Genomic DNA, 22,545 nt, shown 5'->3' with positions numbered 1-22,545 from the left:
CGCCACTAGATCCGAAGATCTCGTTCGACTTGCATGTGTTAAGCATGCCGCCAGCGTTCGTTCTGAGCCAGGATCAAACTCTCAAGTTTGATGTCCTGTAATGGTGGCACAAACCGAAGTTTGCCATCCACCGAAACAGCTACATTTCAAGGAGCCGTTCCTGCACAAATCTTTTTTACGTATATGGATACATATAAAGGACATGTTCAGTAACCTGCTGGATAAATCCAACATGAAACTTATGGAACGACTTAAATTACCAGAGCACCGGAACCTTGAAGTTCCCGGGTCTGGGGCCGCCGCCCACATGTCCCTTCATCTATTATTACAATGTCAAAGAGCCCACCAAAACACAGACAACGATTTTTCCCGCTATTGCTACCGGGGAGAACCGTTGTTTTCAAATTTTGACGACCAGCGCTGTGGGGCCCATGTGAGCCGCTTCGTGCCGGTGAAAAGGTCTCTAGATGGACGGCTTGATTCGGTCAACATAGTTTTTTCGAATTTGTTTAAAAATATTCGCATTTCGCCTGTAAGGCAGGTTTTAGCGCGATACGAAGGGACCTAGAACGTCAACATATGTCGATAGAAAACGAAACAACGGTCAGCGACAGCAGCTTTGGAAACCGTGTGAGAAGCGCAGTATTCTGGCGTTCTGGTACTCAGATCATTAGCCAGATGGTGACCTGGGGATCGACGCTCGCGGTAATCCGTTTGCTCAACCCAGCTGACTATGGGATTTTTGCAATGACCCAAGTGGTCATGATTTTTTTGACCTTTATGAGCGGATATGGGTTCGCCAGCTTCCTGGTTCAGGCAAAAAAGATCGACAAATTCCGAATCCGGCAAACATTTGGCCTGTTGATTCTTCTCAATGCCGGCATTGCGACCCTGCAATTGATTTTGGCCTCTGCCGTTTCAGACTATTATAGGCAGCCGATTATCCAGGACATGCTCCACCTGCAGGCGCTAATCTTTCTCGCATCCCCCTTCATTATATTGGGGGAAGCTCTGTTGGCGCGAGAATTGGAGTTTCGCAAAACGGCCATTGCAAATCTCTTATCCGCAATCGTCTCAGCGTCGGTTGCTTTATACTGTGCGCTCCAAGGATATGGTGTCTGGACCTTGGTGCTTGCGCCTCTCTCCGGATTGTGGGTCAGAGCCATCGCAATTTTCTTCTTCGCCCAATTATATTTTTGGCCGACGTTCAATTTCAAAGGGATCAAGGAAAATTTGACGTTCGGACTTGCGCTGCTCGGCACGCATATGTTCTGGACCATCCAGAGCCAGTCCGACATTTTCATTGCGGGCCGGGTCCTGGATCCACATGACCTAGGCATCTACGCCGAAGCTCTATTCTTCACGACAATCTTAGCCGCCAAATTCATACCGCCTCTCAATGAAATCGCATTCCCGGCATATGCAAAGCTCCAATCCGACCCCGCCTCCATGCGCTATGCCTTTCTCAAGGCCGTCCGACTGATCATGCTTGTGGCCTGCCCTGCTTATCTTGGAATGAGCGTCACTGCTGGACCATTGGTAGCGACAGTCTTGGGGCCAAAATGGTTGGAGATGGCTCCCTTTGTTGCAATGCTGGCTCTCGCCATGCCCATCATGACCCTACAGATCATCTTCGCACCGGCCATCAATGCATTAGGACGCCCCCAAACATCGTTGCGCATTTCCATGTTTGGGGCATTCACCATGCCGATCATATTCCTGATAGCGGTCAATTGGGGCACGACAGGATTGGTCATTGGCTGGCTCGTCGCCTTCCCGATTCTGACCGGCTTCACCTTTTGGATGTGCCACGACAAAATCGGCATCACTTTACGCGAGCTCATCGGCGCCGTGGCCCCTGGTCTGTCGTCGAGCGTCGCCATGGCGGTCGGCGTCTATATAGTGTCTCGCATAATACCGGGTTTCGAAAACTGGCAGGTTTATTTTCAACTCGGCATAATGGTTGCCTGCGGGGGCATATTTTATGCCGGACTATTATGGTTCCTGTCGCCCGCTACCTTCAAAGAAGTATATTCACTCCTTGTTCGCCGAAAGGTTGAAAGCGATCCGGCGCCGGAACCAAGCCCCGAGAGCTAGAAAGCACTGTATAATTCGATATTGTAGCAACAATTGGGAAAACAGCCTTCCTTTAACATTGGCATTTCAGCCCTGCCCTTACGCAGATTGGATATAATCCCGCATCGCGGCCGCTTCATTCTCGATTTTGTCGATCCGATATTTCACAAGATCTCCGATCGACACAAAACCCACTAGCTTGCCATCCTCTACGACTGGCAGGTGACGGATCCGTCTTTTGGTCATCAACGACAATGCGCCGATCGCGCTCTTGCTCCGATCTACGGAAATCACATCAGCCGTCATCACATCGCGCACCACATGATCCATGGCCGCATGACCATATTTGCGAATGGAATGGAGCACATCGCGTTCGGAGAAAATGCCTATAACAGCTTCACCATCCAACACCGGTAGGGCACCGATCCGCTTTTCCGCCAATATCTGAACCGCCTGCGAAACCGACATATCTGCAGTACAGCTATATATTTCGTGGTTACGTCCCTGCAAAATCGAATGAATGGTCATCGGCCCTCTCCCCTGCTCTGATTCTGTTTCTTGCACTTCTATAGCATATTTTTGAAAGCGATTGGACTTGATGGTAACAGGATTCGGGTCCAATGCATGAAAAACAAACGGAGTTCCCCCTTGCCCCAGCCATCCCGTTTAGATGATCCGCTCTATGCGAGCATCGCTTGGCGCCGATATTGGCGCTTGATGCGCGGTATGGCGATATTTGCTCTAACGTGCATCATCGTCACCCTTAGCATTCTTTTTTACAGACATGGCTTGGTGTCAATTCACATGTATATAGCGACCGCAGGTGGCGTAGCTTTCGCCGTGATGTTGATGGCCGCATTGATGGGCCTAGTGTTTCTTTCAAGCGGGACCGGCCACGATGAATCAATCGACGACCCTGTTTCAAAAGGTATGAACCCCGATGATCAATGAAGATCTTGCCGAACTCGCAAAGATGCAACCGGTGTTGCGCGTGGCGCCGCAGCCGAGGGACTTGAACAACAACGGTCATATTTTCGGTGGCTGGGTACTATCACAAATGGATATCGCCGGCGGAATCATGGCAGCAAGAGTCGCCCAGGGGTCGACCGCTACCGTAGCCATAGAAGCGATGGAGTTTATTGCACCAATCCTCACCCGTGACTTAATCTCGGTCTATGCCCGCGTAGAACGGATCGGACGGACCTCAGTTGCCATTCGGCTAGATGTGATCGCTTCGCGAAACCTCGGTGAAGAACAGGTCCCTGTGACCAGCGGATTGTTCACTTTCGTGGCGCTGGATGAGGATCATCAGCCTCGCGTGATACCGGCAGAAGCAAAGAAGAAATATTTAAAATAGACGGATAATCTAATTGGGCGGACTCTGCGCCTCCGACGGAGCCAACCAGCGCAACGTAACCCGACCATTTTCGATATCTCCGTCGGTTTCCTGATCGATCGGGACATTTTTCGTCTCCAACCATTCCTTTACCACAGCCCTATCCGCCAAAGATCCATCCATACCCAAAGGCAAGTTTATCCTTTCAAAAGCCCAGACTATCAAATTCAGATCGTCGGTTGATGCTGGTATCACCGCACCATCTGTAATCACTAAGTCAGGCAAAGCGATCGCCGGCGGCCGCAACGATATCGTCCAGTTTTCCGCTCCCGCAGCAACGCGTTGCTCCAGCGCATAATAAGAAGCCAGCGACGCCCCCGGAAGCGGTTTTGCAATCACCATTGCACGCTGCTTGCTGGTATCCAGCATCACGTCATCCATCGGAATTCCGGCGATCAAGGCCAGGTTTTCGCGCAAGCGGTTCACCTGAATCTCGGCTTCCTGCGCCTGCGCTTGCATTTTTGCAGCGGCGAGTTCCGCGGATTGCGCATCCTCGCCGGTTTCCAACTTAAACTGATCTACGTTCACGGATATCGACCGCCCCAATGTTCTGGTGAGAACTCTCGAACTTTCTTCGGCCGCGCCCGCAATGACCGAAGGCGTGAACACGGTTGCATTGATAAGAATTGGCTCTGCATCAAAATCTATTTCTAATTTCGATACGCTCGCCCGTTTCCCGAACTGGTCTTTGATATATCCATTGGCCGAACGCGAGACATTGGCCTCCCAGGCGATCTGTCGGAGTGAAAGTCCGAGAGGAATGGCCAGTGCGACAAAGACCGCCACCATCGCGACAACCTGAAACTGTGATTGTCGTTCGGACAGATAGGAACGGAAACCGTAGAGCCAGGCCATAGCGGTCGCAGTCAATGCTATGGTCATCAAGTTGGTGAAAAACAGCAACAATGAGCCGCCAAATACTGTCCAATTTAATGTCGCCAGCCCGAAGCCGATAACGGCAAGTGGCGGCATCAAAGCCGTCGCGATCGCAACACCGACAATTGCACCCATGCGCCCTCGAATCATCGCATAAGCACCAGCCAAGGCCGAAAAAAGTGCTACCGCCAAATCGAAGAGATTGGGTCGTGTACGTGCGGCAATTTCAGCGGTGACGGTCTGTAGCGGGGACATAACCACCACCAACCCGGCGAAAAGAACCGAGATTATGGTACCCAATATAATGGCTTTTCCACTCTCCCTCAACCAAGCGGAGTCACCGATTGCGAGAGCAAACCCCACCCCCAAAATCGGCCCCATCAAGGGGGAAAGCAGCATGGCGCCGATGACAACTGCAGGAGATGAAAGCAATAGTCCAAGTATTGCAATACCAGCGGACATCGACGTCATAAAAGCAAAATGCGGGGTAAAACCGCTATCTTCGCGAACTTTCGCAATAACGGCCTGCTGATCAACGCCACCGCGCACAACAACGCGCCACCATCTACGGAACAAACGGATGCTGCCGGAAATCGGTTCTAGTGGTCCGGATGACTGTTTTGGCTTTGACTGTTCCGCGCTAACCGTACTGACCTGATCATCTTTCATATTAGTGCTTTAGCGCGCAAAAAGGGTCGAGAATAGAAAAACGTTACCTCCAGCGTAATTGAAAAATGAAATTTTTTGCCTTTTATCATGAAACCGTGTCACCTATATAGATCACATTGGCTATTTCGCCGCCTCTAGGAGCCTTCGCAGGAAGAAAATATGCCTCGACCCGAAACCGACATTACCGCTACACGAGCCAAGATCATGGCTGCCGCTGATCAGATAATCCATGAAAGAGGTTCCATCAGCTTTACGATGACCGATCTTGCAACGGCGATCGGAATGTCACCTTCCAATCTATATCGCTTTTTCGAAAACAAGGATGCGCTCGCAGAAGCTATGGCCGAGCAATGGTTTGCAGAACTTCATGTCATCATGGAGGATTTGGTTTCAGCGGATATGCCCGTAGAAGAAAAACTGTATCAGTTTTTTGCTCGCCGACTAGCAGTCAAGCGCGGCCGCTGCGAAGAAGATCCTGGCCTGTTTGAATCCTATATGGAATTGGGTGATGAACATTTTGAAGTGATCAAGGGCTATGTTGATCTAGCGGACCACTATATGGCCTCGATTCTCGTCGAAGCGATGGAAAAGGGTTATTTCAAAGGTCTAGAGCTCGACAATGTCGTGTCGTTAGTCAACACGATGATGCAACCATTTTGTAACCCACGACTCATGATGCAGATGATGCACCTCGCGACCGAAGAGCGACTCAGAATGGTAATCAACACCATCCTCAAAGGTTTGCAGGCCAATGATAGTCCCGCAACCGGCCAACCCGAGTTGCACATTGCTAGCTAAGCGTCTTTCGCCATCCATTGCTTCATCATAGCAGGCGGCGGAGAGGGCTTCATGCTGGTCTCGTCCAACGCCGCCAAAGCGCGCTGACGATCTTTGTCGGTGAAGCTGCCGGTCGTAAGGCAAAACTCGATCATGTTACCGTTGGGATCGCGTGTGTAGATGGAACGACACCAATTGTGATCAATTTCGAGCACGTCGAGTTGCGCGGCATTCCATTTCTTCCGCCAAGCAATCAGCTCTTCGTCAGTATCGACAGCAAAACTATAATGGTTGGTGCCCTGTGGGGTTCCCGCCGCTTCGTTGAGATCATATGAATATCCGTCTTCTCCCGGCGTATCCATCAACTCCCAAAAAGCAATGAAGCGGCTATCGTCGCCATCCATTCGGTAGAAAAAATGCTTGCCCCAACCGCCGCCCATGACGGGGGCGATCTCAACTTTGACGAGTTCGAAGCCCATTACACCTTCATAAAATGCGTGAATCGCTTTCATGTCTTTCGCCGCCAAGGCCAGGTGATGATAGCTCATTGCGCATCCTTTCTCTTGTCGACCATGCCCATTACGTCCGCGGTGGCACCATCAGGTGCTGGCACTTCGACCACACGCTCGGGCATATCGTCGAATTCCAGCTTTAACGCCCGGCTCATAACGGCGTGCATCATATAGGTGCAGGTGATGTAAGTAAGTTCGAGTATCTCGACTTCGCCCAGATGCTTTTTCAACGCGTCGAAAACACCATCAGGCACCCTGCCTCGTTCGAGGACAAGGCAATCCGTATAAGCGAGGACCGCCCGCTCGGCATCCGTGAAACAATCGGCGACCTGCCAATTGGGAATGGCTTTGACCTGCTCTTCGGAATAGCCTTCAAAGCGCATCGCCTTGCTATGCTGCGAATAGACAAATTGTGATCCCACTGCATAGCCAGCGCGGATCTGACCTAGCTCGCGAAGCTTGGGATTCAGCTTGCGATTGGACGAGCGGTAGAAACCAAAGCCCTCGGAAGTATGTTTAAAAGCATCGGGGACCTGAGCGAATACCGTCCACCAATTGCCCGGAGTGCCGGTTGCGGTTCCCGGTTGTTCGACAGGATCGCGATCCCCGAACAGCATATTGTACAGACCGAGAATATAATCGTCGGTGACTTCGGCTCGCGGTATTTCGCGCAGTCGGGGCATGGGTCTCTCCTATGCCCCGACTATGCACATTTTGCTTTGGCTTACTAGCCTGCCAGATTCCGCAGTACGTAGTGCAATATGCCGCCGTTGAGGAAATATTCCATCTCGTTGGCGGTGTCGATCCGGCACTGGGTTTTGAAGGTAGACTTCGTACCGTCGGCGCGGGTCATCTCGACTTCGACTTCCTGCAGTGGTTTCAGCGTGGCGACACCCTGGATCGTGAAGCTTTCTGTACCATCGAGGCTGAGCGTATTGCGATCAACACCTTCTGCGAATTGCAGAGGCAGAACGCCCATTCCGACCAAGTTCGACCGGTGAATCCGTTCGTAGCTTTCGACGATCACCGCCCGAACACCGAGCAGGTTGGTGCCTTTCGCTGCCCAGTCGCGGGAAGAGCCGGTGCCATATTGTTCGCCACCGATAACCACCAGATCATTGCCGTCAGCTTTGTGCTTCATTGCCGCGTCGTAGATTGGCATGACCTGACCGTTATATTTGGTGTAGCCACCTTCTTTTCCGTCGGCCATTTGGTTTTTGATTCTGATGTTGGCGAAAGTACCGCGCATCATGACATCGTGATTTCCGCGGCGGGAGCCGTAGCTGTTGAAGTCAGCCTTGTTAACCTGATGATTTGTAAGATATTCTCCGGCAGGGCTGTCCTCTTTGATTGCGCCTGCTGGTGAGATGTGATCGGTGGTGATGCTGTCGCCCAGCACCGCCAAAGTCTTCGCATCGACAATATCGCCCACCGGAGCCGGGGTCATTTCCATGCCCTCGAAATAGGGCGGGTTAGCGACATAGGTGCTGCCCGCGCGCCATTGATAGGTGTCGCCACCGGTCACGTCGATATCCTGCCAGGCGGCATCGCCCTTATAGACGTCGGCATAGCGGCTCATGAACATTTCGCGGTTCACCGCGCCACCCATAGCAGCCTGCACCTCGTCATTGGTCGGCCAGATATCCTTGAGATAGACATCCTGTCCCTCGCTGCCCTGCCCGATCGGCGTTTCATACATATCCTCGCGGACCGTGCCCTTCAGCGCATAAGCCACAACCAGCGGCGGCGAAGCGAGATAGTTGGCGCGCACATCCTGCGACACGCGGCCTTCAAAGTTGCGGTTACCCGACAATACCGAAGCCGCAACCAGATCATTCTCGTTGATCGCCTTGGAGATCGGCGCCGGCAAAGGACCGGAGTTGCCGATACAGGTGGTGCAACCATAGCCGACCAGATTGAAGCCGAGATAGTCGAGATCATCGGAAAGCCCCGCCTTGTCGAGATAGTCGGTGACCACCTGCGATCCCGGCGCGAGCGATGATTTGACCCAAGGCTTGCGCTGCAGGCCAAGCTGCCGCGCCTTGCGCGCGACCAGACCGGCAGCGATCAGCACGCTGGGGTTGGAGGTGTTGGTGCAGGACGTAATCGCCGCGATGGTGACATCGCCATGGCCCAGATCATAATCCATGCCATCGACCGCCACCCGGCCAGCGCTGTCATCGCGATTGAAGACAGCGGACAGATCGCGGTTAAATCCTTCGTCCAGCTCGCTCATCGACACGCGCTGCTGTGGCAATTTCGGTCCGGACAGCGACGGCACAACGCTGGTCATGTCCAGTTCCAGCGTCTTGGTGTAGATTGCCTCTGCCGCATCATCATGCCGCCAGAAGCCCTGCTCCTTGGCATAGGCTTCGGCCAGAGCAATATCCGCTTCGTCACGGCCGGTCAGACGCAGATAGTCGAGCGTCTTGTCATCAATCGGGAAATAGCCGCAAGTCGCGCCATATTCCGGCGCCATATTGGCGATGGTCGCCCGGTCCGCCAGCGACAAGGCCGCAACGCCCGGTCCGTAAAATTCAACAAAGCGTCCGACCACGCCGACTTCGCGCAGCATCTGCACACAGGTCAGCACCAGATCGGTCGCGGTAATGCCCTCGGCCAGTTCACCGGTCAGTTTGAACCCGACCACTTCGGGGATCAGCATCGAAACCGGCTGGCCCAGCATAGAGGCTTCGGCCTCAATCCCGCCAACGCCCCAGCCGAGCACGCCGAGACCGTTGATCATCGTCGTATGGCTGTCGGTGCCCACGCAGGTATCGGGATAAGCAACCTCGACGCCGTCACCGTCTTTCGAAGACCAGACCGCGCGGGCAATATTTTCCAGATTCACCTGATGGCAAATGCCGGTTCCCGGTGGCACAACGGAGAAATTGTCAAACGCCTTGCTGCCCCATTTCAGAAACTCGTACCGTTCCATATTGCGCTGATATTCCAGCGCCACATTATTTTCGAACGCTTGCGGCGTGCCGAATTCGTCGACCATGACCGAGTGATCGATGACCAGATGCACCGGCACCTGCGGGTTGATCTTCTCCGCGTCGCCACCCAGAGCCTTGATCCCGTCGCGCATCGCCGCGAGATCGACAACCGCCGGAACCCCGGTAAAATCCTGCATCAGCACACGGGCCGGGCGATACTGGATCTCGGCCGCGCTTTTGGCTTCCTTCTGCCAGTCGACCACCGCCTGCGCATCTTTCGCATCCACGGTAAAGCCGCCGTCTTCAAAGCGCAGCATATTTTCCAGCAGGACTTTCAGCGTGTAGGGCAGCCGATCAATATTGCCGAGCTTCGCCGCCGCCTTGGCGAGCGAATAATAAGCATAATCTTTACCGCCAACGCTAAGCGTCGAACGGGTGCCGAGTGAATCTTGTCCGGTGGTGGTCATGGATGGTTGCTCCGTTTTTGTCGTTATCCAACCGAATGAGGAGAGCGCCACAAACGGCGCAAAACGGTTGATGAATCAGATTTGGGAGCGCTTTAGCTGATGGGTGTTAGAGAGGCAATGTCGTACAAAAAAATAGATCGCCAATATCGGGGCTTTTAATTACAATAATGTGCTTCACGGGAGGCAACTGTCTCTGAGAAAAATCCAGCTATGGAATCTGCATTCTCGGTGAAAGTTCTGTCGGCGTCATTCGGCAACGACATGCGAGCGCGATACCAGTCATCCAACTCAATGTCCGAATTAACTTTATCGGGTTCTAAACGGAGAATATTCTCGGGCCCAATTAATAGTCCCGCCTGACCAAGTGCGTTGTCAGTGGTAAGAAACATTGCTGTACTGATGATCTTTTTCCAAGTCACTAGCCCCCCCCTTAATCCCCTCTTAGAAACGGAAGGTGCAGAATTTCCGGTACCTATCGACAAAACTTTTATTTGTTCAAGCTCGATATCATAACTCGACATCGCATCAACTATTGCAGACATGATCGGATTATTCGCCCAAACACCGCCATCAAGAAAGTACTTTTTGTCACGTTTGCGTTGCACCCCCTCGTTACTCTCCATTGCCTGCAAAAAAGTTGGTGCGGCTGAAGTGGATCGGGCAATCTTCCATGCTTCTGTCTTCCAGTCATGTTTGATGTCTGGATGATGATCCGTTTTGAACACTGCAATCTCAGCTTTGGGTCCCAAAAATGACGGAATCACAAGTCTCGCTTTCGATTCCCCGAAAAGTTTGTCTTCAAAATTCTTTTTAAGCGCTGACTCCAATTCCTTGTGATTATGAAGACTCATAAACAAAGATTTTAGAAAACGAGCTATTTTGAAACGAGTCCAGAACGGCGGAAATATTTTTTTACCGCCAAGCATGTAAAGCATTTCAATTTTTTCTGTCGGGATTTGAAGTCCAAGTCCGATGGCTATGATCCCACCGGTGGAAGTGCCCGCGATAAGGTCAAAATAGCGAGACAAATGTTCACCAGCGCCATAATTTTGCTGCATTTTGTTTAAAAGACAAGCGCCGAAGATTCCACGTATTCCTCCCCCGTCTAATGACAATATTTTGAATGGCTTGTCTTTTGGCCAAGCCTGCCGCTTTCGTTTGGTTGTTGTTGAATTAGAACGACGATCAGTGAACATTTGATTGCTTTGCCTTGGCTATACTTTCATGGCCCACCCCACCTCCAAACCACTCACCCGTCAAGTGCCAATACTCATAATACAAAAGCCACCGCGCTGCCCAAAAGACAGTCGTTTCCGCAATTGCCATCGTATCGTCCCATTGGTTTTGCTCCGGATCAAAAAGACAAAGGGCGGAATTCTCAGGGTCTTTAACATTAAACCAGAGATGCGGAATATCTTCAAAGCTCCCTCCCTCCCTAGGCTTCAGCTTTGGATCGAGAAGCATTACACATGGTGCATCTTTGTCCACCGGAGACCAGATCACAGCAATTTTGTAAAATTGCTGAAAACCTCTCACTTTACCCATCCACGATACACAGCCATCCTCGTGGACGGAATAGTCAAAGCTCGGCCAAAGCCTTGCCATGATAGCACACTGATTGGCTAATTTCCGCGGTCTGTTGTGATAACCAAGCGCCTTCATTTATTCTTGTAATAGCCTGAATGAAAATCTTGTTTTGGTGCCTTTGCGATCGCCGGGGCAGGAAGTATGGAAGCACCTAGAACCGCTCCAGTTCCTTTTTCTTGATAGCTTGATGTACCACCTTGGCCTGCTGTACGGCGCTTTAAAGTCGCTTCAACCGACCGTTTTGCAACATTTTCACCGAACAATTCGGTCAGCATTTTACTAATTTGAGTTAGGCTTCCTTCTTTGATTTCTTGAATAGACTTCCGTAACGCTGCCATTTCATCCCTCGCAGCAGTGCGATCAACGTTTGTCGCGGGCCATCGGTCATTTAGCACTTCGACTGTATAGGATGGATTTCTTCGATCAGGACCGCAATTAGCGTTGATTGCATTTTGCATATCCTCCTGGATAACGTACGCTAGACTATCGAGCTGTTCCGTGAGGCCAAGATACTGGTAGCCTGCAACTACAGCCATTTTCGCAACGTAGATCGAAGGTGGCTTTTTAAGCTCAGAATTCTGATATCTCAGGTTTAAAAACCGCTTCATTAGCTTCAAAGCAATAACTTCTTGAGCATCAACTCTCGAAGGTACACCTGGTGGTAACTCTTCCTGGTCAACTTTTGCAATGGTAGAGCGAGATGACAATCTATTCACAGCCAAAGATTTTCTCGACGCTGTAATACTTTCTTCAAATTCTCTAGCTGGGTAAGTTACAGAAGTTCTAAACCATCGAGCGAAGCCATACGGATTAGACTTCACGCGTTCTGTTGGGCCTTCGTCTGGACTGTGAAAAATTTCTCCAGTCCTCGGTTGTCGGGGTTCCGAATGTCGGTCAAGCACAGTCACGTCCATGTGCATAGTAGCAAAGCGAATTTGCACGCAGCGAGTACAACGCTCAATTTCGTGCGCGTCAGGAAACCCTTCCAGAGATTCATAAAGCTTGTCTAGAACCTCATCGTCAGACCATGTGATTGGAACTACTAAGTCAACTATAGCATCAATATCAAACCTATCGTCATTCTCCCCACTCACAATAGTTGTGCTGGTTGCCATTGAACCCTGCGCATAGATTGCACTGTCGGTATCATCATCCTCCAACACATCAGCGAAATGGCTCTCAGGCCTCAGCAAAAATTCCTTCAATTTTCGATATCGGCTGGCCGCAATCTTTCGATCATGATCACTCAACTCGATCATCGTTGAAATATCTAGGAGCAGCTCATCAAGAGCAGGTGAGGTATCATAATCTGCCATATTTCATTCCCTGAGAAGTACAGTTACTTTATTCGTAACTATAGATGTAGGAACAAACCATGTACATTCAACCCCCGGTCGAAAAATAACAGGCTTGGCATTTTAACCATTTAAAATAATTAAGAAATTCCAGAAGGTAACGGCGGGCCGAATTCCGATGAGTTACGTTGACAGCGCCCTATTTGCCCCGAGCAAATTGCCGATAAGTATAAGACAGAAGCCAAATCAGCGCCGCTACCGCTATCAGCGCCACGAAGCTGCTTAGCAGAGGACTTTCCAAATATAGCCGCAGCGTGTCAGCCAACAGCATCTGCGGAAATCCGTAAAAGCCCAAAAACAGATCCCAGGATTTGGGGTAGTGCATCCTGCCGATCCACTGGAGCGTGATATCGGCGAGGAAGACCGACAGTAGATATGTGGCGAGGAATATTCTTGCGGTCATTTCACCATGCCTTAACCTGATTTTACATGCATTTCAAAAATCCAACAGTCTTTCCTACACCCCCCGCCCTCTGATACGCCTTCCCCATGACCACCAAAAAACCCCGTCATGATGGTTGGACCCCAGCGACCCGCACCGTGTTTCTGGCGACCTTGCGCAAGGCCGGCTGTGTCCGCGATGCGTGCCGGGTGGCGTGCATGTCGACCACCTCGGCCTATCGGTTGCGGCGGCGGGATGCGGATTTTGCAGAGCGCTGGAAAAAGGCGCAGGCCAGCGCCCGTACCGGCCTGATCGCGGTGGCGCATGAACGCGCGGTGGTCGGGCGAGAGGTCATCATCCTGCGCGGCGGCAAAGAGGTGGAGCGGCGGATCGTGCCGTCGGATTCGATGCTGGCGATGCTGATCAAACAGGGCGATCTGACCGGACAGGGCGCGGACAAGCTGCTCAGCTGGGACGAATGGCAGGACGGCCTGCGCTTTGACGAGCATGGCAATAAAGTCGACCGGCGCGAGGCCGACGCCGCGGTCGCCCGGTCGCTGGACGCCAAGCTGGCGGATATGCGGACGAAATTACTGGCGCGGCGGGCGCGGGAGGCAAAACAGGCCAAGGACGCGCGGGCGGGCGCATTGCGCGGGCGGGCTTTGGAGGCGAGGGCTTTGGGTGACAAACACCCGTCATCCTGAACTCGTTTATCTTCGATGGCGTTCCGCTCAGGGTCCACCTCTCCAAGATCACAGGCTGCGATTGCGGCGCAATGGATCCTGAAACGAGTTCAGGATGACGGTGGTGGATTTGCTAATCCGTTCGTGCTGAGCCTGTCGAAGCATGGCGTCTGGAAACGTCCTTCGCGTGTGAACAGGTCCTTCGACAAGCTCAGGACGAACGGGGGGACGAGTCTACGAGACCCGCTTAAATCCCGCCGTCGGTAACCTCATAGCCCGCAGCCTCAAGCCCGGCTTTCAGCGCCACGCGGCAGGCCTCCAGATCATGCGGATCGGTCGATCGCACCACGAAATTCGCGCCGACGGTGCCGTCACGGAAAAACGGATAGCTGCCGATGGCGCAGCTTTCATGGGCTTTTTCCGTATCGCTTAGGATCGCGGCAATCTCGCTTTCTGCGGCCCAGGCGCCGAGCGTGGCGGAGAGCAAGGGCGCGCCGCCTTCCAGCGTGCCGGTCAGCGCATCGAGCATGCCGGCGGTAATATGCGGAACCCCGGCCATCAGGAACAGATTGTCCAGCCGGATGCCGGGCGCGCCGGACATGCGGTTTTCGATCAGCTCCGCGCCGTCGGGCACACGGGCCATGCGCAGGCGGCCTTCGTTCAGCCCGCCCCGCGTTGCGTAATATTTCTCCAGCATCGCGCGCGCCGTCGGGTGGATGGTCACGCCAATGCCCAATGCCTTGGCGATGGCATCGACGGTGATATCATCATGGGTCGGGCCGATGCCGCCGGTGGTAAAAAGATAATCATTGCGCGCGCGCAATATGTTCACCGCCTCGGCGATATGATCCATATCATCGGCGACCACGCGGACCTCGGCCAGGCGGATGCCCTGCACGTTGAGCCAGCTCGCGACCTGCGCGATATTCTTGTCCTGTGTCCGGCCGGACAGGATTTCATCGCCGATCACGATCAGCGCGGCGGTCCAGATTTTTTCTGGTGGCGTTTCTTGGGTCATGGCGTTTCTATAGAGCGATGCCACGCGCTTTGGGAATATGTTATTTCGGGCTGGTGATCGGCTTTGCCCGATAGTCGGAACGCGGCGGGCGGGCGATATCGGCAAGCGGCACGTGCCGCCACTCCGGATCGCTGCCCAGCCGCGCGTTAAACCGCACGTTGAACGTGAACGGATCGGGGTCGCTGGCGAACAGATCCGGGCCATAGAGCGGCGCGATATCCTGTGGCGCATAGCCCATCAGGCTCAGCATCGTCGGGAAGATGCGATAATGGGAGAGCTTGTCCTTGCCCGCGGCGGCGGCCTCTGCCCAGCGCCGGGTCTGCGCCGCGTCACCGCTATTGCCGATCACCACCAGCGGCACCACGCCTTCCTCAATCTGCGGATCGGGGGTGCAATGGGTCGCCTCGCCCCGGTCCCCGCGCTCGTGAAAGCTCTGGCCATGGTCGGATGTATAAAGGATCGTCGCGTCACCCAAATTGCCCGCGGCCGTCTCTTCGGAAAACAGCCGGTCGAAAAAGCCGCCGACATTCCAGAGCACGGTGTTGCGATAGCTGTTGCGGTAGAGCCGCCAGTTGCTGGCGCTGCCGTCCAGCCCGTCGGGGGTCGCCGTGTCGGCAACATTGGCGAATTTCCCGCGCTTCAACATCGGCTGATAGCGCGCGTGGCTGAGCGGGAATTTGTCGCTGACCGGGAAATGGCCGCCGATCTTGTTGATCAGGATCAGCTGCGGCTGTTCATCCCCGAGATAGCCCGCCAGCCGGGTCGCCACCGCATGGTCGCGGTCCAGCACCGGCACATCGTCAAACTGGTCCCAGCGGTCAATCAGCTTCCGCTCCGCCGCGTCCATCTGGTTCTGGTAGCGGCCATGGGTGCGCTGGGCATCGATATAGACGGTGGCGAGGCCCGCCGCCTTGGCATAAGCCCAGATCGAGGGGCCGCTGCGGATCGTCTCGCGATAATTGTCCCGCGTCCCGCCATAGCGCATCACGACATTAGTGCCGACGCTGCAATGGGTGACCGAGGTCGCCAGCCCGAAATTGTGGATCGGCGGTTTGGGACCCGCTTCGCCTTCACCCGCTTCACCCTCTTCTGGCATCAATCCGGAATAGACGCCCGCCGCGCTGTTGATATCCAGATAGGCCCCGGCAATGCTCTCATCGATGATCAGCACGATATCGGACGTCCGCTGCGCGCCGCTGGGTTTCAGCGTCACCGGCTGGCGCGCGCCACGGTCGGTGAATGCCATATCATAGCCATAGAGCATCGCCAGACTGGCCCCGCTGTGCGAGGATGGCAGGCCGCTGCCCCCTTCCCCGCCGCGGAAGAATAAGAGCACCGGCAGCCCCAGCAGGACCGGCAGAGCCACAGCCTTTGCCGCCCGCGTCAACAGCCCACTTGCGCCCCGCGGCTTCATCCCGACACCGATCAGCAGCAGCAGCGCCTTGGCCGCGCTCATCGCCAGCGCCGCGCCTTGCTGCGCCACCGCGCTGCCCACATCATCGGCGCTTTGCACCATGGTGACAAAGGCCTCATATTCCATGAAGTCGCCCACCGCCCATTGATAGCCGTCGACCAGCATCGACCCCGCCGCCAAGACCAGCGCCAGCGGCCAGCGCAGCCAGCCCTTTGTGAACAGCGCAATCCCGATCAGACTGATCAGGCAGAGCGTGAACAATCCGCCAAAGGCGACCAGCCCGACCGGCTGAAATTCCGGCAGCATCAAGAGAGTCAGCCGCCGCCATATCTCGCTGGCGCCCAGCAAAATGCTCAGTCCGATCAGCATAAATTTCATGCGATTTTGCATCAACCTATTGAACGCCTTTGTTATTTCTGACGGGCGACATAGCCCCCTCTAGGTTAATATCCCCAAAATGTCTTGCAATTTTGGGGTCTCGCCAAATAAGCACGCCATGCCTATATAGGCCGCATGACAGACTATATGACCGTAGAAGACACCACCCCGCAATCCCGCACCGGCGCGATCAAGCTGCACGGGCCCGAGGGATTTGAAGGCATGCGCAAGGCCGGCCGCTTGGCCGCCGAAATATTAGACAGTCTGGTTCCCCATGTGGTCCCCGGCGTGACCACCGGCGCGCTCGACGATATGGTCCGGCAGCAGGCCTTTGCCGCCGGCGCGGTTCCGGCAACGCTCGGCTATCGCGGTTTCACGCACAGCTGCTGCACCTCGATCAACCATGTCGTCTGCCACGGCATTCCCGGCGACAAGAAACTCAACGAAGGCGATATCGTCAATATCGACGTGACCGTGATCGTCGATGGCTGGCACGGCGATACCAGCCGCATGTTCCTGGTCGGCAAGACCCCGATCAAGGCCAGCCGTCTGGTGCAGGTCACCTATGAATGTCTGATGCTGGGCATCGAACAGGCCAAGCCCGGCAACCGCATGGGCGACGTATCCCACGCGATCCAGACCCACGCCGAACGCCACCGCTATTCCGTCGTCCGCGATTTCTGTGGCCATGGTCTGGGCCAGATGTTCCACGACGCCCCCGAAGTCGTCCACGTCGGCCGCCCCGGCACCGGCCCGGAGCTGCGCCCCGGCATGTTCTTCACCATCGAACCGATGATCAATATCGGCAAATATGCCTGCAAGATGCTCGACGACGGCTGGACAGCGGTCACCCGCGACCGCTCGCTAACGGCGCAGTTCGAGCATAGTATCGGGATTACCGAGGACGGGAACGAGATATTTACGAAGAGCCCGACTGGACTGGATTGCCCGCCTTATTGAGGGGGTGGGACAACTCTTTGTTGGTTGGTTGCCATTGGGGCGAAAAGGACCGGTGTAAAGCTGGCACCCGAATTGGATTACACCCCACTAATTTTCGTCGAGATCTGCATTCCAACGTAGATGCGCATGTCCCTTATGATGCATTCCCAAGTCATGGGCGTTAACCGACTTTATATCATTGGTAACGGCTTCGACCTCTTCCACGAGATCGCATCGGAATATCGTCACTTTGCGACCTATCTTTACAAAGCAAACCCCTCCGTATTTCGTATGGTAGGCGAGTATTTCTCGGCTGACCTCCCTTTCTGGGCCGATTTCGAACAACGACTCGCTGAATTCGACGCCGATCAAGCGGTTGACTATGCTTCCCAGTTCCTCGACGAAAAGGGCTATGACGATTTTCAGTATGAGCTCGAAAAAATCGCATCCGGTCTCTCATATGTGTTGCGCGGCCATTTCTCGGACTGGATCCGAAGCTTAAAGATACCCAGTCGATCGACAATCGCGCATCCGCTCATTATTGACCCTACATCGCTGTTCTTGAACTTCAACTATACGCCGACTCTCGAGGAGGTCTACGACGTGCCTAGAGGACGTATCCTACATATTCACGGCTCTGCCGCCGAGCCTGCCGAAGAACTAGTGTTCGGGCACGGTTGGGAACGGCGACCAGAGGACAGCCTCAACTTCAAGCCCGAGGGACCGGATGATGATTGGCGGGTACGTGAAGGCATCGAACATATTGATGACTATTTTGCGGCTACATTTAAGCCCACTGCAGCACTGATCAACTCAAACTCCGCATTCTTCGGTTCGCTTAGCGATATCCGTGAAGTGAGTATTATGGGTCATGGTCTCGCTGAGGTGGATGAACCCTATATCGAAGCGATAATGGACCAAGTCGATCTTCAGAAGACTCAATGGACTATAAGTGTCTATGACGATCGTGAGGAGCGAAAGAGACTTTTTGGTGCCTATGACATCGCATCTCATCTCGTGCAGTACCGTCTGCTCTCGCAATTCGATTAATCGGATCTGTGGTCGGCGGCATCAGTTACCGACTACGGTGACAGTTTACTAATTGCACTAAACTCAAAGTTCATAAACGTACTGGTCCCCACCATTCAGATTTCTACGCTCGGATCTGCGGCCTGACTTTGCGCGCAAGTTCCGAAAAAATTTTGGTGCCTGCTGAAGCTGTTGCCGTAATTTGAGGGAGCCGTCCTTGCTTCGCGCAGCAAGATGCCAATATCGGTTTTCATTTGGTCGACAAGCTCCTATCTTGTTCGCATGGCGGCATTTTTCGAACAATTCAGTAATCGCGAATATGCAGCTCTCATCTGGATCGCTATCTTTCTGATCTTCGTCATGGCCAAACCCGATATTCGCTCAGCATTCGCTGCGGTGCTACGGGTCTTTTTTCACCGGAAAGTATCTTCGGTTTTCCTGATTGCAACCATCTACATCATTGGCTGCATATGGCTGCTCAGCCTATTTTCGATCTGGACGTTTGATAATCTTAAAGCCGTCATTGCCTGGACACTAACCACCGCCTTCGTCACATTGCTTGGCGCAAATAAGATCGCTGAAGACAGTTCATATTTTTCGAAAGAAGTCCGTCAACTTTTTGCCTTAACCGCTCTGCTTACTTTCATCATCGAAATGCACAGCTATCACCTACTCCTCGAACTGATCGCGGTCCCCATCATCACTGTCCTCGCAATCATGGATCAATATTCTGCAGGCAAGCCTGAATTTGCATCAATTGAAAAACTCTTGGGCTGTATCTTGCCTGTTATTGGCGGAATTTATTTCATCGCAAGCCTTTTGCAAACCGTCCAGCTCTGGCCAACATTGGAGTTTGCAGAAGTCTTGCGAGATTTCTTTGTTCCGGTCTTTCTCTCAATATTGTTCATACCCTTTCTCTATCTGCTTAGCAGATACATGGTGTATGAGTCGGCTTACTCCATTCTCGGCATTTGGATTGAGGACGCGAAACTTCGCCGCCAGAGCAAATGGCTAGCTCTAAAGTATTTTCGGTTCAATATTGATCATCTTCAACGTTGGAGACGAGAAATGATCAAGCACAAGCCTTCGACCAAGAGAGAGGTGCGGCAGATCATAACGGACATTAAAACCATGAGCGCAAGGGAGAAAAACCCACCAGAAGTTTCGGCCGAGAATGGTTTTTCACCCTATGCAGCGATGGATTTTCTGAAAGAAACTCCACTCAAGATGGGTAATTATTGCCATTATATCGGCGATGATTGGGGCGTCAGTTCCAACATGTTCGAGATCGGCGATAGTCCTTGGAAAAACAATGTCGCCTATTATGTTGATGGAAATGAGATTGCCGCAACAAAGTTGACACTCACGCTCAATGTCAATGCCCTGGGTGAGGCGCAAGAAGCTGAACAGCTATTTTGCGATATGTGCGCTGTGCTATTGTTTCGGGCCATGCCAGAAGCAGAATTGTCAGACGTGGATGGCCATATAGAAAAACTGATGGAGTTTTCAGAGCTTCTTAGTGGACGACAAATCAGTCTAAAGAAGACCCCTTTCAGAGGCGGCGTAATCAAAGATGGTTATGAATGGAAATTCACTATTCAATTGAACGAAGAAAGACAGCAATAGCCTAGATTACGGGATTACGGTGACAGTTTATCAAACGCACTAGTTATGACTTACCGAAACCAATCATCACTTCCAGTCATTAAAACCCGCTCAAAACCCATCCCGTGCGGCAACGCCCGCACAATAAACAGCCGATCCCGTTCCACCCTGTAAAACACAATATGCGCCTGCTGACGAATGCGCCGCAAGCCGGGGGCGTTTTCCTCCGCGCTGCGACCAAGCAGAGGGTTGTCGAGCAGGACTTACGATGACAGTCAACACACCCCCTCATCACAGTAATCGTTTAGAAATCACGCTTTCACTGGAATAAAAGCCAATATATGCTAATGATAGCCATTAACATTAACGGGGATATTTCTAATGTCGCTATTGGTTTACCGAGGGGGAGCGCCGCTTGATCATATTGGTATCGGTGTTCCTGATACCGAAAGCGGCGTGAATGCGGTTGCGCGGCGCCTTGGTTATAAGCCGATATTGCAGGACCCTGTGCCGGGCCAATTTTATTGGAGCGGGACTTTGCCTCTCGGCGCGGGCCGGTTTCTTGAGATACTCGGCCCCAACCCAATCTATAAAGGCTTCAATCCCTTCATTGAAATTGTCAAAAAACTGGAGCAGCCCACGCCGCTATTCTGGTATATCGCGACCCATGATTTTACCGCTTTCACCGCCGCCGCCAAAGAGGCAGGAGCCCGCATTCAACAGGTGGAGTCGGCGGCGCACACGACCGATGGCGTCCCCGTTGATTATACGCGCGCGATGATCGGACCGGGCTTTTTAAGCGTGTGCCCCAATGTCATCCAATGGCGGAGCCGCTACGAAGGGCTGCATGACGATGCGGGGCCCAGTTTTTTGGGCCTGACCCTCACCCATCCCGAAGCATCGCGTCTGAACCGGCTTTTCAAATCGCTCGGCATTGAGCAGCATGTGAAAGAAGGCCCGCACCAAATTGCGATAAAATTGGGCACCCCCAAAGGAGAAGTGGAATTTTCGGGTGCCGGACTGGAACTGCGCGGCCCCTCCGCGATGATCCGGATGGCCAATCTATATGTGCGTTGGTTGATGCGGGGCCGAACCAGCGCCCGATTGCACAATTGGTTGGAACGGCTGTGACCATGCCCCCATGTCGTTCATCGAACCGCCGGTAAATTTGATCGAACCATCCTTGTTCCTTGCCTCCCTTGCCCGACAGATGCGCTGCAACGAGGGGGAAGATATGATGATCACTATGAAATCGACGCGGCTGCTTGCCATTGCTCTGTTGAGCGGCGTTGGCAGTCTCCATGCTGCCCATGCGGAAAGCAATGCAGACAAGGGTGCGCGCGCGCCGGAAGCCACTGCGGCCGAGGCCGAAGGCACATTCCGGGATGTCCCGCTTCTCGAACAGATTTTTATCGACACCACACCCGCGGACAGGGGGGACGCTATTCCCGTCGGCACCTTGGGGGTCGATGGCGGCGATGTCGGCAAGATTGTCACGCTGGCCAAAGAAATCGCCGACGACAAACATGGCCGGTACGATAGCCTGCTGATCGCGCATAAGGGCAAGCTTGTGTTCGAAAGCTACAACCGGCGCGGTCGCATCAATCTGGCGCATCCGCAGGCGTCGTCCGTCAAGGGTTATACCGGTCTGCTATTGGGCCGCGCGATCCAGTTGGGCTATCTGACCATGGACGATCTGGACAAGCCCCTGGTCCATTTTCTGAAAGATCTGGATCCGTCAAAATTTGCGGCGGGCGCTGAGAATATCACGCTGCACAAGGCCCTGACGATGCACGGGGGGCTGAACGTCGATGATGAGAAATGGAAAGAATTGGAGAAAGACCCCGCGCCGTTGCAAGGTCAGGGACTGGTGCAGACCCTGCTCGAGCAGACGGAACCGATTACCCCGGAATCACAGGTCTATCGCTATGGCAACTTCAATCCAATGATGGTGATGACGGTCATTGACGCGCTTGTGCCAGGCGGCGCCGAGGCTTTTATCAAAACAGAATTTCTCGATAGGATGGGGATCAGCAATTATAGCTGGGACACGCATGTCAGCGGCCTGCCGCAAGCGGGCTGGATGGTCAGCCAGACCTCGCGCGACATGCTCAAATGGGGCAGCGTCGTCCTCAATGAGGGACAGTGGAATGGCGAGCAGCTGATTTCGGCAGACTATCTGGACAAGGCCACCAGCGGGCTGGTGAAGCCGACGTTAGACTGGATGCCCGAAACCTATCGTTACGGCTATTTCTGGTATCAAAGGCCGATCATTGTCGGCGATACAAGCTATGACACCACTTGGGCCTGGGGCGGCGGCGGCCAATATGTCATTGCGGTGGATGCGCTGGACCTGAATATTGTCATCACCGGCCATGACCGGGATGACAAGATCATGACGCAGGTTGCCGAGGTCATCGTACCGGCCTTTGTTGAATAGCAG

The 22,545-nt window shown here is 53.5% G+C and carries 21 protein-coding genes and 1 rRNA gene; 10 read left to right on the top strand and 12 right to left on the bottom strand.

Features of this window, described 5'->3' with window-relative positions:
• Positions 1-89 (bottom strand): 16S ribosomal RNA (locus ABJG22_RS00210); the annotation flags it as partial.
• Between the two features lie 490 nt (positions 90-579).
• Between ABJG22_RS00210 and ABJG22_RS00205 the strand changes: the two genes are divergently transcribed.
• Entirely contained in the window at positions 580-2,097 is a 1,518-nt protein-coding gene (locus ABJG22_RS00205) for a lipopolysaccharide biosynthesis protein (protein WP_348018221.1), read from the top strand.
• Between the two features lie 78 nt (positions 2,098-2,175).
• On the opposite strand, the gene ABJG22_RS00200 is transcribed toward ABJG22_RS00205, so the two are convergent.
• Positions 2,176-2,604 carry a CBS domain-containing protein gene (locus ABJG22_RS00200; protein ID WP_348018220.1) on the bottom strand — a complete coding sequence of 143 codons (429 nt, stop codon included), beginning with the start codon at positions 2,602-2,604 and terminating at the stop codon, positions 2,176-2,178.
• 120 nt (positions 2,605-2,724) lie between these two features.
• Between ABJG22_RS00200 and ABJG22_RS00195 the strand changes: the two genes are divergently transcribed.
• Positions 2,725-3,027, top strand: a complete 303-nt coding sequence (locus ABJG22_RS00195; RefSeq protein ID WP_348018219.1) for a hypothetical protein — start codon at positions 2,725-2,727, stop codon at positions 3,025-3,027.
• A complete protein-coding gene (locus ABJG22_RS00190; protein WP_348018218.1) occupies positions 3,017-3,433 on the top strand; it encodes an acyl-CoA thioesterase in 417 nt (138 codons plus the stop codon). Before ABJG22_RS00195 ends, ABJG22_RS00190 begins: the two co-directional genes overlap by 11 nt.
• Positions 3,434-3,442: 9 nt before the next feature.
• Here ABJG22_RS00190 and ABJG22_RS00185 read toward each other — a convergent pair whose 3' ends face one another.
• The gene (locus ABJG22_RS00185) at positions 3,443-5,017 is read right to left on the bottom strand and encodes a DUF389 domain-containing protein (protein WP_348018217.1); all 1,575 of its coding nucleotides are present in this window, start codon (positions 5,015-5,017) and stop codon (positions 3,443-3,445) included.
• A 159-nt stretch (positions 5,018-5,176) separates the two neighbouring features.
• On the opposite strand from ABJG22_RS00185, the gene ABJG22_RS00180 reads away from it, so the two are divergent.
• Positions 5,177-5,815: a TetR family transcriptional regulator gene (locus ABJG22_RS00180; RefSeq protein ID WP_348018216.1), complete on the top strand. Its 639-nt coding sequence runs from the start codon at positions 5,177-5,179 to the stop codon at positions 5,813-5,815.
• Here ABJG22_RS00180 and ABJG22_RS00175 read toward each other — a convergent pair.
• The 7 genes from ABJG22_RS00175 to ABJG22_RS00145 all read right to left on the bottom strand — a co-directional run bounded on the left by ABJG22_RS00175 (position 5,812) and on the right by ABJG22_RS00145 (position 13,057).
• Entirely contained in the window at positions 5,812-6,342 is a 531-nt protein-coding gene (locus ABJG22_RS00175) for a VOC family protein (RefSeq protein WP_348018215.1), read from the bottom strand. The genes ABJG22_RS00180 and ABJG22_RS00175 overlap by 4 nt on opposite strands.
• Positions 6,339-6,989, bottom strand: a complete 651-nt coding sequence (locus ABJG22_RS00170; RefSeq protein WP_348018214.1) for a carboxymuconolactone decarboxylase family protein — start codon at positions 6,987-6,989, stop codon at positions 6,339-6,341. The genes ABJG22_RS00175 and ABJG22_RS00170 overlap by 4 nt, the downstream gene beginning before the upstream one ends.
• Before the next feature lie 44 nt (positions 6,990-7,033).
• Complete coding sequence (gene acnA, locus ABJG22_RS00165; protein WP_348018213.1) at positions 7,034-9,712, bottom strand: aconitate hydratase AcnA; 2,679 nt, start codon at positions 9,710-9,712, stop codon at positions 7,034-7,036.
• A 155-nt stretch (positions 9,713-9,867) separates the two neighbouring features.
• Positions 9,868-10,908 carry a CBASS cGAMP-activated phospholipase gene (locus ABJG22_RS00160; protein WP_348018212.1) on the bottom strand — a complete coding sequence of 347 codons (1,041 nt, stop codon included), beginning with the start codon at positions 10,906-10,908 and terminating at the stop codon, positions 9,868-9,870.
• Positions 10,898-11,257 (bottom strand): hypothetical protein, encoded by a 360-nt coding sequence (locus ABJG22_RS00155; RefSeq protein WP_348018211.1) that lies wholly within the window; start codon positions 11,255-11,257, stop codon positions 10,898-10,900. Before ABJG22_RS00155 ends, ABJG22_RS00160 begins: the two co-directional genes overlap by 11 nt.
• A 113-nt stretch (positions 11,258-11,370) precedes the next feature.
• A complete protein-coding gene (locus tag ABJG22_RS00150; RefSeq protein ID WP_348018210.1) occupies positions 11,371-12,615 on the bottom strand; it encodes a nucleotidyltransferase in 1,245 nt (414 codons plus the stop codon).
• Positions 12,616-12,793: 178 nt separating this feature from the next.
• Positions 12,794-13,057, bottom strand: a complete 264-nt coding sequence (locus ABJG22_RS00145; RefSeq protein ID WP_348018209.1) for a hypothetical protein — start codon at positions 13,055-13,057, stop codon at positions 12,794-12,796.
• A gap of 86 nt (positions 13,058-13,143) precedes the next feature.
• Here ABJG22_RS00145 and ABJG22_RS00140 point away from each other — a divergent pair, with 86 nt between their 5' ends.
• The gene (locus ABJG22_RS00140) at positions 13,144-13,740 is read left to right on the top strand and encodes a hypothetical protein (protein ID WP_348018208.1); all 597 of its coding nucleotides are present in this window, start codon (positions 13,144-13,146) and stop codon (positions 13,738-13,740) included.
• Positions 13,741-13,966: 226 nt separating this feature from the next.
• Here ABJG22_RS00140 and ABJG22_RS00135 read toward each other — a convergent pair whose 3' ends face one another.
• Together ABJG22_RS00135 and ABJG22_RS00130 are read right to left on the bottom strand one after the other, a co-directional pair.
• On the bottom strand, positions 13,967-14,737 hold the full coding sequence (locus tag ABJG22_RS00135; RefSeq protein WP_348018207.1) for a competence/damage-inducible protein A: 771 nt from the start codon (positions 14,735-14,737) through the stop codon (positions 13,967-13,969).
• A 40-nt stretch (positions 14,738-14,777) separates the two neighbouring features.
• Positions 14,778-16,529, bottom strand: a complete 1,752-nt coding sequence (locus tag ABJG22_RS00130; RefSeq protein WP_348018206.1) for a sulfatase-like hydrolase/transferase — start codon at positions 16,527-16,529, stop codon at positions 14,778-14,780.
• A gap of 135 nt (positions 16,530-16,664) precedes the next feature.
• Between ABJG22_RS00130 and map the strand changes: the two genes are divergently transcribed.
• From map to ABJG22_RS00105, 5 genes are all read left to right on the top strand, one after another.
• The gene (map, locus tag ABJG22_RS00125; protein ID WP_348018205.1) at positions 16,665-17,489 is read left to right on the top strand and encodes a type I methionyl aminopeptidase; all 825 of its coding nucleotides are present in this window, start codon (positions 16,665-16,667) and stop codon (positions 17,487-17,489) included.
• A gap of 135 nt (positions 17,490-17,624) precedes the next feature.
• Positions 17,625-18,518, top strand: a complete 894-nt coding sequence (locus tag ABJG22_RS00120) for a bacteriophage abortive infection AbiH family protein (protein ID WP_348018204.1) — start codon at positions 17,625-17,627, stop codon at positions 18,516-18,518.
• Positions 18,519-18,779: 261 nt separating this feature from the next.
• Positions 18,780-20,123 carry a hypothetical protein gene (locus ABJG22_RS00115; RefSeq protein WP_348018203.1) on the top strand — a complete coding sequence of 448 codons (1,344 nt, stop codon included), beginning with the start codon at positions 18,780-18,782 and terminating at the stop codon, positions 20,121-20,123.
• A 360-nt stretch (positions 20,124-20,483) separates the two neighbouring features.
• On the top strand, positions 20,484-21,233 hold the full coding sequence (locus ABJG22_RS00110) for a VOC family protein (RefSeq protein WP_348018202.1): 750 nt from the start codon (positions 20,484-20,486) through the stop codon (positions 21,231-21,233).
• Positions 21,234-21,243: 10 nt separating this feature from the next.
• On the top strand, positions 21,244-22,542 hold the full coding sequence (locus tag ABJG22_RS00105; RefSeq protein ID WP_348018201.1) for a hypothetical protein: 1,299 nt from the start codon (positions 21,244-21,246) through the stop codon (positions 22,540-22,542).
• Positions 22,543-22,545: the final 3 nt, after the last annotated feature.

The organism is Parasphingorhabdus sp., assembly GCF_039939955.1.
Taxonomy (GTDB): domain Bacteria; phylum Pseudomonadota; class Alphaproteobacteria; order Sphingomonadales; family Sphingomonadaceae; genus Parasphingorhabdus.
Note: the sequence above shows the minus strand (reverse complement) of the source record. Positions and strands in the feature narration are given on the sequence as shown.

What these genes read in the sequence shown, in the direction of transcription:
- ABJG22_RS00205 (WP_348018221.1), top strand. Translation starts at nt 580, where the DNA reads ATGTCGATAGAAAACGAAACAACGGTCAGCGACAGCAGCTTTGGAAAC.
- ABJG22_RS00200 (WP_348018220.1), bottom strand. Translation starts at nt 2,604, where the DNA reads ATGACCATTCATTCGATTTTGCAGGGACGTAACCACGAAATATATAGC.
- ABJG22_RS00190 (WP_348018218.1), top strand. Translation starts at nt 3,017, where the DNA reads ATGATCAATGAAGATCTTGCCGAACTCGCAAAGATGCAACCGGTGTTG.
- ABJG22_RS00185 (WP_348018217.1), bottom strand. Translation starts at nt 5,017, where the DNA reads ATGAAAGATGATCAGGTCAGTACGGTTAGCGCGGAACAGTCAAAGCCA.
- ABJG22_RS00180 (WP_348018216.1), top strand. Translation starts at nt 5,177, where the DNA reads ATGCCTCGACCCGAAACCGACATTACCGCTACACGAGCCAAGATCATG.
- ABJG22_RS00175 (WP_348018215.1), bottom strand. Translation starts at nt 6,342, where the DNA reads ATGAGCTATCATCACCTGGCCTTGGCGGCGAAAGACATGAAAGCGATT.
- ABJG22_RS00170 (WP_348018214.1), bottom strand. Translation starts at nt 6,989, where the DNA reads ATGCCCCGACTGCGCGAAATACCGCGAGCCGAAGTCACCGACGATTAT.
- acnA (WP_348018213.1), bottom strand. Translation starts at nt 9,712, where the DNA reads ATGACCACCACCGGACAAGATTCACTCGGCACCCGTTCGACGCTTAGC.
- ABJG22_RS00160 (WP_348018212.1), bottom strand. Translation starts at nt 10,908, where the DNA reads ATGTTCACTGATCGTCGTTCTAATTCAACAACAACCAAACGAAAGCGG.
- ABJG22_RS00155 (WP_348018211.1), bottom strand. Translation starts at nt 11,257, where the DNA reads ATGGGTAAAGTGAGAGGTTTTCAGCAATTTTACAAAATTGCTGTGATC.
- ABJG22_RS00150 (WP_348018210.1), bottom strand. Translation starts at nt 12,615, where the DNA reads ATGGCAGATTATGATACCTCACCTGCTCTTGATGAGCTGCTCCTAGAT.
- ABJG22_RS00145 (WP_348018209.1), bottom strand. Translation starts at nt 13,057, where the DNA reads ATGACCGCAAGAATATTCCTCGCCACATATCTACTGTCGGTCTTCCTC.
- ABJG22_RS00140 (WP_348018208.1), top strand. Translation starts at nt 13,144, where the DNA reads ATGACCACCAAAAAACCCCGTCATGATGGTTGGACCCCAGCGACCCGC.
- ABJG22_RS00135 (WP_348018207.1), bottom strand. Translation starts at nt 14,737, where the DNA reads ATGACCCAAGAAACGCCACCAGAAAAAATCTGGACCGCCGCGCTGATC.
- ABJG22_RS00130 (WP_348018206.1), bottom strand. Translation starts at nt 16,529, where the DNA reads ATGAAATTTATGCTGATCGGACTGAGCATTTTGCTGGGCGCCAGCGAG.
- map (WP_348018205.1), top strand. Translation starts at nt 16,665, where the DNA reads ATGACAGACTATATGACCGTAGAAGACACCACCCCGCAATCCCGCACC.
- ABJG22_RS00120 (WP_348018204.1), top strand. Translation starts at nt 17,625, where the DNA reads ATGATGCATTCCCAAGTCATGGGCGTTAACCGACTTTATATCATTGGT.
- ABJG22_RS00115 (WP_348018203.1), top strand. Translation starts at nt 18,780, where the DNA reads ATGGCGGCATTTTTCGAACAATTCAGTAATCGCGAATATGCAGCTCTC.
- ABJG22_RS00110 (WP_348018202.1), top strand. Translation starts at nt 20,484, where the DNA reads ATGTCGCTATTGGTTTACCGAGGGGGAGCGCCGCTTGATCATATTGGT.
- ABJG22_RS00105 (WP_348018201.1), top strand. Translation starts at nt 21,244, where the DNA reads ATGTCGTTCATCGAACCGCCGGTAAATTTGATCGAACCATCCTTGTTC.